Below are 12,212 nucleotides of genomic sequence, written 5' to 3' on the forward strand. Positions count from 1 at the left end.
GACTGTGAAACCCCCGGCCCGGTGCCGGGGGTTTTGCTTTGCGTCGGCGTGTGCACCGATTATATCTTCGCGCTCCTGTCAGATATGAGTTGCCATGCCCAGCTTCCAACCGCGCCGCAAATCCTCGCTTCCGCTCATCATGGGCGTTCTGAACGTCACGCCTGACAGTTTCTCCGACGGCGGATCCTTTGTGGATCTGGGCGCTGCGGTGGATCGCGGTCTGCAAATGCTGGCCAGTGGCGCGGATGTGATTGATGTGGGCGGCGAAAGCACCCGGCCGGGCGCTGAACCTGTACCGGCGGATGAGGAATTGCGCCGTGTCATTCCGGTGATCAAGGCCCTGCGCGAACAGACGGCGGCTCGTATATCAGTGGATACGTTCAAGCCGGATGTGGCCCGTGCGGCAGTGGAGGCCGGCGCTGATATCTGGAATGATGTTACCGCTCTGGGCGCGGACGGAGCGGTTGCCACAGCGGCCGAGCTGGGCGTGCCGGTGATGTTGATGCACATGCAGGGCAAGCCCAAGACCATGCAGGACCAGCCCGAGTATGAGGATGTGGTCAATGAGGTGTGTGATTATCTGACCGAACGGGCGGACATCGCAATGGCCGGCGGGGTCAAGGCGGATTGTATCTGGCTGGACCCGGGTATCGGTTTTGGCAAGACCCTCGATCATAATCTCGCGCTCATGCGTGATTTGGACAAGGTTATCGGCCTGGGATATCCGGTGCTCTTCGGTGCCTCGCGCAAGCGGTTTATCGCGGCGCTGGATGAGGGGGCCGAGGAAACAGAACGCCTGGGCGGATCACTTGCGGCGGCCCTTCGAGCAGCCCAGGCCGGAGCGGCGATGGTGCGTGTGCATGATGTCCGCATGACGGTTCAGGCCCTCAAGGTTCAGGCGGCCATCCGTCGCGGCAAGGAATAAGCCTCATGCAGCTGGGTCCATGGATGCTGCTTGTGCTGGGCGGACTGCTCGAAACCGTCTGGGCGCTGGGCTTTAAATATGTCGGCAAGGATGCCCCGCTCTGGCAGTATGCAGGCATCGTGCTGGCGCTTCTGGGTTCGATGCTTCTGCTGATCGAAGCCATGAAACACCTGCCAGCTGGCACCGCCTATGCCGTTTGGACGGGCATCGGAACAATCGGTGTTGCGATTATCGGCATGATCTGGTTTCGCGAACCGGCGACCCTGATGCGCATCCTGTTTTTGGGTTTCATCGTGTTCGGCATTGCCGGCCTGCGCCTGACGTCAACGGCGGGAACCGCGACGCCAGGCACATAAGGCCAAACGATTAGCTTGAGGCCAGGGCGGCAAGGCGGGCATACAACCCGTCATCGCGGCTGGACAATTCCTCGTGTGTGCCCTGTTCGACAACCCGGCCGCGCTCGAACACGAGAATACGGTCGGCATCGCGAATAGTAGACAGGCGGTGGGCAATGAGGATCGTCGTGCGGCCCTTCATCACTTCTTCCATCGCCAGCTGGACATCCCGCTCGGTCTGATTGTCCAGGCTCGATGTGGCTTCATCCATCACCAGCAGCGGTGCATCAGCCAGAATGGCCCGGGCAATCGCCACACGCTGACGCTCACCCCCGGAGAGTTTCACCCCGCGCTCGCCGACCAGGGTGCGATACCCGTCCGGCAGGCGCATGATAAACTCGTGAGCATGGGCGGCCTTGGCTGCGCGGATGACATCCTCCGGCGTGGCTCCCGAGCGTCCATAGGCGATATTCTCCGCGATCGAACGGTGGAACAGCGCCGGATCCTGGGGCACGAGCGCAATATTGCGGCGCAGGCTGGCCTGACCCACATCTCGTACATCTTGCCCGTCGAGCCGGACCGATCCCTCCGTTACATCATAAAGCCGCTGGACCAGTTTCACGAAAGTGGACTTGCCCGACCCGGTTGGGCCGACCAGGGCGACTTTCTCGCCAGACGTGATCGTCAGGGAGAAATCGGTATAGAGCGGCTCATCCTGGCCCTCATAGCGAAAAGCGACCCGGTCGAAGACAATCTCGCCCGCGCCCGGCTCGAAATCAGCCACGCCCGGCTTGTCGGTCACTTCGCTCGACTTGCTGTCGAAAATGGCCAGATCCTGCAACTCATCCAGTCCGCGTTGGACGTTTTGAACCTGTTCGCCGAACTGGCGTAGATAGCCGGACATGATCAAGACGGCGGTGATCGCATACACGACATCACCGGCCGTGGCCTGACCCTGGGACCACAGCCAGATCAGGGCGCCGATCAGACCGGCTTCAAGCACCCAGACGAACATCGACTGGAACAGCCACATATTGACGAAACGATGCCAGGTTTTCTTGGCCTCTCGCCGCCAACGCCACGCCAGGGCAGTAAAGCGCTGGTCTTCCGCGTCTTCGGCCCCGAAACTCTTGACCGTGGCAATGCCCGACATGGCATCGGCCAGCGACCCGCCCAAACGGGAATCAACAGCATTGGACCGCATATTCTGCGGGTGGATGTAATAGCGCGACAGCAAGATGGCACCGCCCAGTGTCAGGGTCGTCATGACCAGCACAAAGGCACCGACCCAGGGCCAGATCGCAAGCATGACAAAGGACTGACCGTAGAGCACCACCACGGTCGGGATCAGGCCGAACCAGGAAATGGCGGTCACGGTGTCGTAGGCCCACATTCCTCGGGTGATCTTCCGCACGACTGAGCCGGCAAAGGTATTGGCATGCCAGTCCAGCGACAGACGTTGCACGCGGCCGAAAATCTCCGACACCATGTCCGCCATATTGGCCGAGGAGAAGGGGATCTCGCAGCGCGCGGCCGCCTGCCGGAAAATGAAGACGAAACCGGCAAAGGCCAAGAAGAAGGCCAGTCCCTGCCACGTCTCACCAGACGGGTTTTGCGGATTGAGGGAGTCCATCAACCGTCCGGCTGCGATGGGCGTCAGCACATCGAACACGGTCGAGAAGGCGGTGAAGATCACCACGCCTGAGAACAGCCCCGGACGACGGCGCCATTGCCGGGCGAGAAATTTGAGCACGGCCCAGGTTGTCAGGCGTTCCGTGCGCGGTTCTTCGTCTTCATCGACATAGATGTCCGGTGCTTCCGCTGGATTGGACACCAGGTCTTCCGGGCGAAGCACATCCTCCACAGCGGGCTCGGACGCCGCATCGGGATGGGGTTCGGTTTGGGTGGTCTCGGTTTCAGGAGCGTCTTCGGGACGCGTCGAAGTCACAAAATCAGTCATCGCAGCAGCGGATGCGCGGTCTCGCATCCGTCCTCATCATATCGCAATCTAACAGGCTTGGGCTCGATATCGGACGAGGGGGGCGCACGGGGATGCACAGCGGGGCTGTGTCTCGGTCCATACGCGAAGGCGGGTCGTCCGGCCGCCCTCGATTGTTAGATGTGCACTGACATGGAACTGCTCTCTTGTGCCGATTGATCCGGGAGACGGGAAATACGCCTCTAGGGCGACGGGATCAAGCCCGTCGCGCAAAAAGCGTATTGAAGCTGCAACGTGTGTGGTTAACGCGCCACACTCAGTCGTGATCGCGATGAACGGCGATATCGATCACGGTGTAGAAATAGGCCGACATGCTGGGCAGGCTGTCGATAGCAATACGCTCATCATCGCCGTGAATGCGCGACACATCGCTCATCGCCGCCTGCATGGGGGCATAGCGATACAGATTGTCCGCCGTGTCAGCGAACGCGCGAACGTCAGTCGCGCCGGTCACCATGAAAGGGGCGATGGGGGTGCCCTCAGGGGCGTGTCCAGCGGCGGCTCCGGCGATCAACTGCCAGGCGTCACCGGTGAAATCGGCAACGGGCGGTGCATTGCTCGGACTTTGCCAGGGGTCAATGCTCACCCCGTCGAGATGCGCCACCGAATTCCGTAAATGGGCCAGGGCGCTCTCCACAGTGTCGCGAGGGTGCAGTCGCAGATTGATGAAGGCCCGGGCCTCCTGGGGCAGGACATTATCCTTCACACCGCCTTCGACAATCGTGGGGGCAATGGATGTCCCAATCAGGGCTCGCCCGGCATCTTCCTTCATTAGCTCGCCTTCGATGAGACCGCCGAACAGGCCCAGATTGGATGCCGCAAACCCGGCCATCCCCTCCATATCGGGGGCGAGGGCGGCAATCATCGCTTCTGTCGGACCGTCCTGGAGGCTGTGTTCGAACGGATTGGCCTCAATGGCGATAATCGCCTGGGACAGCAGGCTGACAGCGGTGTCGCGGGGCGGGACCGAGGAGTGACCGCCGCGTGCGCGTGCTGTGAGCTGGACTGTCATGTATCCTTTCTCGGCCACGCCGATCATGACGGCAGGGCGACCGGTCATCGGACTGTCGAGAATGGTGACACCGCCCTCATCCAGCGCGAACCAGGCCTGCTCCCCGCGTGCATCGAGATAGGCTGCAGCCCGACGTGCGCCGGCGCCACCGACTTCTTCATCCGGACCGAGTGAAAGATAGAGGGTGCGCTGGGGCTGGGTTCCGTTTTCCAGATGGCGTTCGATGGCATGCATCAGCGTGATCAGATGGCCCTTCATGTCCATCGTGCCGCGCCCCCAGACATACCCCTCGGCAATAGTGCCGTCGAAGGGCGGATAGGACCACTGGTCTTCGGTTCCCGGTTCAATCGGGACAACGTCCTGGTGAGCCAGGAAGACGACAGGCTGGAGGTCAGCTTGGGCGCCGGTCCATGTGAACAGCATCTGGCCATCCCCCAGGTCCTGCGGCTCCAGCTGGGCGTGAATGCGCGGGAAGCGCTCGGCCAGAAAGGCGCGAAAGGCCTGGAATTCATCCCAGCTGGCACGTGTGTCCAGCGGGTGGGAGATCGTGCGGAAACGAAGTGCCTGTGACAGGTCGGCGGCCAGAATATCCGCCTCAAACATCACATCGGGACGGGTATGGGCCTGGTCGACCTGGGCGGCGGGCTCGCCGGAACAGGCCGCGAGGCCCAGGGCGCCCAGCCCCAGCAAAAAGCGCTTGATCATCTTTCTCTCCCCTGACACTCACGCGTGTGTTCTTCCAAACCCAGAATGACCGCAGCAAACAGATTAGGCCAACCCCAATGACTGAGATGACCCACACAGGACGTGTTCTTTCTATCGCCGGCAGTGACAGCAGTGGCGGTGCGGGCATCCAGGCGGATATCAAGGCCATTTCTGCCATGGGCGGTTATGCCATGACGGCGGTTACGGCTGTCACGGTGCAAAATACGCAGGGAGTGAGCGAAATTCTGTCGGTTCCGGCCGACATGGTTGCGGCACAGATGAAGGCCGTGATCGAGGATATCGGCGTGGATGCCATCAAGACCGGCATGCTCGGATCCGTCGAATTGATCGAGACCGTGGCGAACACACTGTCCGAGCTTGCGCCGGACGTGCCGCTGATCGTTGACCCGGTGATGGTTGCCACGTCCGGGGATGCCCTGATTGATGAGGCCGCTGAAACGGCGCTGCGCGAGGTGCTGTTGCCCCGTGCCACCCTGGTCACTCCCAATATCGCCGAGGCAGAGCGCCTGGCCGACGGCAAAATCACGGATCTGGGATCCCAGATCGGGGCCGGGGAGACCCTGGTCGAGATGGGCGCCATGGCAGCGCTGGTGAAAGGCGGTCATCTCAAGGGCGGTGTCGCGCGCGATGTGCTGATTTCCGGCCGCGGCATGGAATTGATGGAGCGTGAGAAACTGGATGCCCGCAACACCCACGGCACGGGCTGCACACTGGCTTCTGCGATCGCCACGCTTGTGGGTCAGGGGCATGCACTGTCTGATGCGGCTCGTGAGGCGGGAGACTATGTGCACGAAGCGATCCGCCGCGCCCCGGATCTGGGTCAGGGCCATGGCCCGGTCGACCATTTCTGGATGGTCCGCCAGGACGGTTAGCCCCGTCAGCGCTTGGCGATCCACACTCCTGCCAGAATGACCGTCAGGGCCAGCAAGGCATCCCAGCCTATTGTTTCGCCGATGATCACACCGGTAATCACAGCCGCGATGGGCGTGAGATAGTTCACAACGGCCAGAAATCCGGGTCCGGCTGTGCGGGCGATCTGCATCAGCAGGACGGAGGTGATGGCGGTTGGACCGATGGCCAGCCAGACGATCGAGCTCCAGGCACTGAGCGGTACGTCGGAGGTCTGGACCAGATCCCACACACCCAACGGAGCCGCCAGAACGGAGGCGGTGATCAGCATGCCCGCGCCGGACACCGAGGCCGGCGTATCGGGGATGAGGCGCGCCAGCACGGCATTGATCCCGTAACACACCGCCGCGCCGACCACGGCCAGCTGGGCCAGCGTGTCAGCTCCGCCCATGGCTGTCAGCGCCGATGGCCCCATCAAAAGCACAACGCCGGCGAAGCCGATCAGGAACCCGATCAGCATGCGCGCGGTCATACGCTCGCCCGGGACAAAGACATGGGCCAGGGCCAGAGTTGCCAGCGGCATGGTTGCGACCAGAATGCCGGCCAGATTGCTGTCGATCGTCTGTTGGCCAAAGCCGATCAAGATAAAGGGCAATGTGTTTCCGAAGAAGCCCAGGCCGGCAAACCAGATCCAGCGTTTATCGCGCATTCCGGGCAAGCGGCGTCCGCGATACATGGCCCAGCCTGTCAGCATCAGCGCGGCCAGCGACAAGCGGACAAAGACCATGGCGGCCGAGGGCAGGAAATCAACGATGTGACCGATAAAGGCGAAGGCCGAACCCCACAGCACAGTCAGGATCAGAAGGCTGATCCAGTCCTGAAGTCCGGGTGTATGGGGCGTGGGGGTGGAGGTCACACGATCATCCTGTCAGCGTCTGGAGGGTGAGGTGTAGGACGTCCGGTAAATCCGGTCACCCGTTGCGCGCACACACAATCGGCAAATAGCCCGCCCAATCATTTGCATGGCAAAGCCCCTTGCTCCGCGCGAAGGCCGGTTGCACGGTGCCGTTTCCATTCGATCCGACCGATGACACGCCACCGGGAGAGGGCCATGTCCAATAATCCGAAACCCGTTCTCAAACCCGCCGATCCCCATTTTTCCTGCGGGCCGGTGAAGAAATACCCCGGCTGGACGTTTGATGCTCTGGCCCAGGCCGCCCTGTCGCGGACTCACCGCTCGGCCACGGCCGTGGCGCGGATCCGCGAGGCGATGGACCGGACCCACGCGCTCCTCGGTCTGCCCGATGATTACCGGGTCGGAATTGTGGGTGGGTCGGATACTGGCGCCATGGAGGCGGCGATGTGGTCGCTTTTAGGACCCCGGGGTGTGGATGCCTTCGGTTGGGACGTTTTCGGCAATAAGTGGGTGGAGGATACCCGCCATCAGCTCAAGTTGAACGATCTGCGCACATTCCAGGCGTCGGCCGGTCAACTGCCCGACGTGTCCCAATACACCGGGGACCGCGATGTGGTGTTCACATATAACGGGACCGGCGCGGGTGTCTGTGTGCCCGATTTGGACTGGATCCCTGCAGATCGTGCAGGACTGAGCCTGTGTGACGCCACCTCGGCCGCCTTTGCGGTGGATATCGATTGGTCAAAAATCGATGTCCTGACCTTTTCCTGGCAGAAATGCATGGGCGGCGAGGCACAGCATGGCATCCTCATCATGAGCCCGCGCGCCATTGAACGCCTCAACACACACACACCCAGCTGGCCTGTGCCGTCGGTTCTGTCGCTTCACAAGAAGGGCAAGGCCAATATGGGGCTATATGAAGGCTCCACCATCAATACGATTTCGCTGATGTGTGTCGAGGACTATATCGCGGCGCTGAAATGGGCGAGCAAGGCCGGTGGCCTGCCAGCCATGATCGATCGCACCGAGGCCAATTTCGCCGAACTGGACCGATGGGTGCAGACGTGTGACTGGCTGGACTATCTTTGCGAGATACCGAGGCACCGGTCCCACACATCTGTCACGCTGAAATTTACCGAGGCGCGTGTCGCCGCGATGGATGTTGATACCCAGTGGGCCCTGTCGAAAAAAATGCTCGAATTGCTCGAGCGCGAAAACGCTGCTCTGGATCCCAATATGCACCGTGACGCCGTGCCGGGCATCCGCATCTGGTGTGGTCCCACCATGGAACGTGATGATTTGGCCGCACTTGGTCCCTGGTTGGACTGGGCCTATCGCGAAGCGCTGGACGCGCTCGCCTGATCAGGCTATCGCTGCAGGCCTTAACCATGTTTTCGGGTGCACTCTAAAGGGGCGCCCAAGGGGGATTGAGATGAAATATCTGATCGGCGGACTGGCAGCCGCAGCTTCTCTGGCGGCTCCGGCACTGGCGGATGATGATCGCGGCCTGGAATTTCGCTTTGGCGTGACCGGTCATGACCTGGTCGAGAATGTCGAAGAGGGTCCGAACGTGACGGCTGAGGTTCTGTTTGCATCTCCGTCTTTCCTGGAGGCCATCTGGTCGCCGCGCCCCTTCATCTATGGGTCGTTCAATACAGAGGAATTGACCAATTTTGGTGCCGCCGGTCTGGCCTGGAATGTCGACCTGGCAGAGCGCTGGAATCTCGAGCTGCGCACCGGTCTGTCCTATAATGATGGCGTCGATGATTTCGACCAGAATGCGCCTCCCGGCGATCCGACGCGGATCCGCCTGGCCAATACCCGCGCTTTGCTGGGCAATTCCATCCTCTTCTACAACGGTCTCGGCCTCGATTATGACCTGAACGAAAACTGGTCCGTAGGTGCGTATTACGAGCACATCTCTCATGGTCAGATTCTGGCGTCCGGCCGGAACCAGGCCCTGGACAATGCCGGTCTGCGTGTGGGCTATCGCTTCGGTCGCTAAGCCGCTCCAGAACTCCAAATGCCTGACACCCCTGTCCGCATTGCCGGGCGGGGGTGTTGTCTGTGAGGGGGAGGGTTGAGCCGAGCCTGGGCCCGGACAGAAAAGCTTCACGTGCTGTCCCCGTTTGAGGCGTCTAGGAGTCTTCCTCTTAGACAGGGGAGAGAGATCATGGGGTTTCAATCGGGTGTGATGATGATCGGGCTGGGTCTGGCAGGGCTGGGCCTGGCGGCGTGTCAGGTCATCGAGGGTGACAACAACGCCATCCTCTGTCCGGCCGAGCTGGATGTGCCCTGCGCGGCGCGCGACCGGGCCTTGAGCCTGGTCGATATCCAGACCATCGGTACACACAACAGCTATAAGGACCACATGCCCGCGCCCGAACTGGCGCTTCTGGCCGCACAATCGCCGCGTCAGGCCGAGGCTCTCGATTACGGTCACGACACACTGACGGCGCAGCTGGATGCGGGGATGCGTCAGCTGGAGATCGATATTCTCCATGATCCAGTCGGCGGCCGGTTTACCGATCCGATGGCTCCGCGCCTGACGCAGGGACAACCGGGTGCGCGCGCCTTTGATCCAGCGCCTCTCCAGGCCCCCGGCTTCAAGACGCTCCATGTCCAGGATTTTGATGTCTGGTCCCGGTGTGCGGTGTTTGTGACCTGTCTGGCGGAGGTGCGCAGCTGGTCCGTGGCCCATCCTGACCATGCACCGATCCTGATCATGATGAACGCCAAACAGAGCCCGACCGGTGTGCCGGGGTCTGTAGATCCGTTGCCCTTTGATGCCGAGGCCTTCCGGGCCCTGGAAGCCGAAATCCTATCAGTCTTTGCAGCCGAGCACGTTTTGATGCCGGATACGGTGCGTGGATCCGCACAGACCCTGCGCGCAGGTGTCCTGTCTCAGGGCTGGCCGAGCCTGGACGAGATGCGAGGGCGGGTGATCTTCCTGCTTGATGAAAATGAGGCCCCGCTGCAGCCCTATCTGGCGGGAAATCCCTCATTGGAGGGTCGGGTGATGTTCGTGAAATCTGTCGCGGAAACGGCCCCCCATGCGGCCGTGTTTGTTCTGAATAATCCTGAGCGCCAGTTTGACGAGATCCAGGCCCGGGTGGAGGCAGGCTATCTGGTGCGCACGCGCGCAGACGCGGGAACCCGTGAAGCGCGGACAGGTGACACCGCCCGGCTCGAGGCGGCTCTGGCCTCAGGCGCGCACTATATCTCGACAGATTATTATGAACCGCGCGAGGAATGGAGCGATTATGCCGCGAGCCTTCCTGATGGCGGGGTCGTGCGTTGCAATCCGGTGCGTCAGCCTGCGGCGTGCGCGGGTGGCGAGATGGACCGGTAGGCGCTATTCGCCCCGGATCGCGGCGGCTTCAGCGGCGCGCGGATCCTCGTCAACGCGAACATAAATGCCCGTGAACCAGGCTTGCCACTCCCCGTTCGCCGTCTGCTGGTCGAAATGCTGGCGAACCCGGCCATCCTCCAGTGGTGTCCAGATGCCGCGAAAGGGCGCTGTTACACCATTGGCCGGGTAGTGGATCTGGCCGTTGAGCACCATTGCGCCTGTTTCGTCCAGCCCGCCCGTATAGTCGATGATCGCCCCGGAGGAGACCCAGACCTGACGCCAGGCATTCTCGAACGGGTCGTGGAAATTCATGCTGTGGCCTGTTGATCCGCCCGCGCCCTGCCAGTCTTCGCGGATCAGGCAGTGTCCCGGGTCCACGGTAATGCGGTTGAGGCCCTGATAGGCACCGTCATCGGGGGCGTAGACATTCCAGGTGCCGATCCAGAAATCGAAATCATCATGGTGCTCGGCCGTGCAGCCCGGCGGGGCTTGCTGGGCGATAGCCGGCGCGGCGGATTGGACGATCAGGCCAAGGCCGATCATGGCCACAAGAGACTGCACACCATATCCATGTCTCATCGCCATTCCCCCTGAATCGTGCTGAATGAGGCAATATTCACGCATGACGCTATCAATCGCGAGGCGCGCGTGCAAATTCCTGTGGCGAGTGTCACAGCTTCGTGACACATAGGCGTTTCTCTCGACAGGCAAGGGGAATTCAATGGCTAACGTGACCGTCGTCGGTGCCCAGTGGGGCGATGAAGGCAAGGGCAAGCTCGTGGACTGGCTGTCCCATCGCGCGGACGTGGTGGCCCGGTTCCAGGGCGGGCATAATGCCGGCCATACCCTGGTCGTCGGTGATGCGGTCTACAAACTCTCTTTGCTGCCCTCCGGTGTGGTGCGTGGCAAGCTCTCGGTGATCGGCAATGGTGTTGTCGTGGACCCCTGGGCCTTTATCGCCGAGGTCGATCGCATTCGCGAACAAGGGGTCGATATCACGCCGGACGTGGTGAAAATCTCCGAGACGGCGGCGCTGATCCTGCCCATTCACCGCGAGCTGGATGCCATGCGTGAAAACCGTGATGACGGCGAAGCCATTGGCACAACCCGCCGCGGTATTGGTCCGGCCTATGAGGACAAGGTCGGACGCCGAGCCGTGCGGGTGGTGGATCTGGCGGATGCCGAGGCCCTGCGCGCCCGCGTCGCTGATATTCTCTTCCACCATAACTCCCTGCGTCGGGGCATGGGTCAGCCGGAATATGATGCCGATCAGCTGGTCAATGAACTGCTCGAGATTGCGCCGAAAATCCTGCCTTACTCGGCTCCGGTCTGGCGCGATCTTCAGGACGCGATCAAATCGGATAAGAAAATCCTGTTCGAGGGCGCGCAGGGGGCACTTCTGGACGTCGATCACGGCACCTATCCCTTCGTGACCTCGTCCAACACCCATTCGGGCCAGGCCGCTGCGGGCACGGGTCTGGGGCCCAAGGATGTCGGTTATGTTCTGGGCATTGCCAAGGCCTATATGACCCGGGTCGGCGAAGGGCCGTTTCCCACCGAACTGCACGATGAGACCGGTGAGCGTATCGGCCAGGCGGGACGCGAGTTCGGCGTGGTGACGGGCCGCAAGCGGCGCTGTGGCTGGTTTGATGCGGTGATCACCCGTCAGACCCTGGCCCAGGGCGGTGTGACCGGCGTTGCGCTGACCAAGCTGGACGTGCTGGATGGATTTGACGAGATCAAGGTGTGTGTCGCCTATGAGCTCAATGGCGAACGTCTGGACTATCTGCCCGCCGGCAAGGAAGCCCAGGCTGGGGTGACACCGGTTTATGAAACCCTCGAAGGCTGGTCCGGTTCGACCGCCGGCGCGCGGTCCTGGGCTCAGCTTCCCGCCGAGGCCGTGAAATATGTGCGCCGTCTGGAAGAGCTGATCGAATGCCCGATCGCCCTCGTCTCCACCTCGCCCGAGCGCGAGGACGTGATCCTGATGCAGGATCCGTTCAGGGGGTAGGTGAGGCTTTTAATCGGGCGATTTACTTGCCGAGAATTCCCGTTACTCTTCAACCAGAAGGTGAGAGTCTGGCAGGAGATGGGAGTT

The 12,212-nt window shown here is 61.7% G+C and carries 11 protein-coding genes; 7 read left to right on the forward strand and 4 right to left on the reverse strand.

Features of this window, described 5'->3' with window-relative positions; translation table 11 throughout:
• Nucleotides 1–94: 94 nt before the first annotated feature.
• Together folP and RMQ97_RS03635 are read left to right on the forward strand one after the other, a co-directional pair.
• Nucleotides 95–925 (forward strand): dihydropteroate synthase, encoded by an 831-nt coding sequence (folP, locus tag RMQ97_RS03630; RefSeq protein WP_413659470.1) that lies wholly within the window; start codon nucleotides 95–97, stop codon nucleotides 923–925.
• 5 nt (nucleotides 926–930) lie between these two features.
• Complete coding sequence (locus RMQ97_RS03635; protein ID WP_413659471.1) at nucleotides 931–1,281, forward strand: DMT family transporter; 351 nt, start codon at nucleotides 931–933, stop codon at nucleotides 1,279–1,281.
• A 10-nt stretch (nucleotides 1,282–1,291) separates the two neighbouring features.
• On the opposite strand, the gene RMQ97_RS03640 is transcribed toward RMQ97_RS03635, so the two are convergent.
• Both RMQ97_RS03640 and RMQ97_RS03645 read right to left on the reverse strand, forming a co-directional pair.
• On the reverse strand, nucleotides 1,292–3,247 hold the full coding sequence (locus RMQ97_RS03640; RefSeq protein WP_413659472.1) for an ABC transporter ATP-binding protein: 1,956 nt from the start codon (nucleotides 3,245–3,247) through the stop codon (nucleotides 1,292–1,294).
• Between the two features lie 268 nt (nucleotides 3,248–3,515).
• Nucleotides 3,516–4,976 carry a M20/M25/M40 family metallo-hydrolase gene (locus tag RMQ97_RS03645; RefSeq protein WP_413659473.1) on the reverse strand — a complete coding sequence of 487 codons (1,461 nt, stop codon included), beginning with the start codon at nucleotides 4,974–4,976 and terminating at the stop codon, nucleotides 3,516–3,518.
• Between the two features lie 77 nt (nucleotides 4,977–5,053).
• On the opposite strand from RMQ97_RS03645, the gene thiD reads away from it, so the two are divergent.
• Nucleotides 5,054–5,869: a bifunctional hydroxymethylpyrimidine kinase/phosphomethylpyrimidine kinase gene (gene thiD / locus RMQ97_RS03650; protein ID WP_413659474.1), complete on the forward strand. Its 816-nt coding sequence runs from the start codon at nucleotides 5,054–5,056 to the stop codon at nucleotides 5,867–5,869.
• Nucleotides 5,870–5,874: 5 nt separating this feature from the next.
• Here thiD and RMQ97_RS03655 read toward each other — a convergent pair whose 3' ends face one another.
• Nucleotides 5,875–6,762 (reverse strand): DMT family transporter, encoded by an 888-nt coding sequence (locus tag RMQ97_RS03655; protein WP_413659475.1) that lies wholly within the window; start codon nucleotides 6,760–6,762, stop codon nucleotides 5,875–5,877.
• Nucleotides 6,763–6,957: 195 nt separating this feature from the next.
• Between RMQ97_RS03655 and RMQ97_RS03660 the strand changes: the two genes are divergently transcribed.
• From RMQ97_RS03660 to RMQ97_RS03670, 3 genes are all read left to right on the forward strand, one after another.
• A complete protein-coding gene (locus RMQ97_RS03660; RefSeq protein ID WP_413659476.1) occupies nucleotides 6,958–8,124 on the forward strand; it encodes a phosphoserine transaminase in 1,167 nt (388 codons plus the stop codon).
• Between the two features lie 70 nt (nucleotides 8,125–8,194).
• The gene (locus RMQ97_RS03665; protein WP_413659477.1) at nucleotides 8,195–8,767 is read left to right on the forward strand and encodes an acyloxyacyl hydrolase; all 573 of its coding nucleotides are present in this window, start codon (nucleotides 8,195–8,197) and stop codon (nucleotides 8,765–8,767) included.
• 168 nt (nucleotides 8,768–8,935) lie between these two features.
• Complete coding sequence (locus tag RMQ97_RS03670) at nucleotides 8,936–10,114, forward strand: phosphatidylinositol-specific phospholipase C1-like protein (protein ID WP_413659478.1); 1,179 nt, start codon at nucleotides 8,936–8,938, stop codon at nucleotides 10,112–10,114.
• Between the two features lie 3 nt (nucleotides 10,115–10,117).
• Here the strand turns inward: RMQ97_RS03670 and RMQ97_RS03675 are convergent, their stop codons facing one another.
• Entirely contained in the window at nucleotides 10,118–10,693 is a 576-nt protein-coding gene (locus tag RMQ97_RS03675; protein WP_413659479.1) for a hypothetical protein, read from the reverse strand.
• A gap of 142 nt (nucleotides 10,694–10,835) precedes the next feature.
• Between RMQ97_RS03675 and RMQ97_RS03680 the strand changes: the two genes are divergently transcribed.
• Nucleotides 10,836–12,125 (forward strand): adenylosuccinate synthase, encoded by a 1,290-nt coding sequence (locus RMQ97_RS03680; protein WP_413659480.1) that lies wholly within the window; start codon nucleotides 10,836–10,838, stop codon nucleotides 12,123–12,125.
• The last annotated feature ends 87 nt before the right edge of the window (nucleotides 12,126–12,212 follow it).

Origin of the sequence: Maricaulis sp. D1M11, from assembly GCF_047308265.1 — a bacterium.
In the GTDB taxonomy this organism is placed as follows: Bacteria; Pseudomonadota; Alphaproteobacteria; order Caulobacterales; family Maricaulaceae; genus Maricaulis.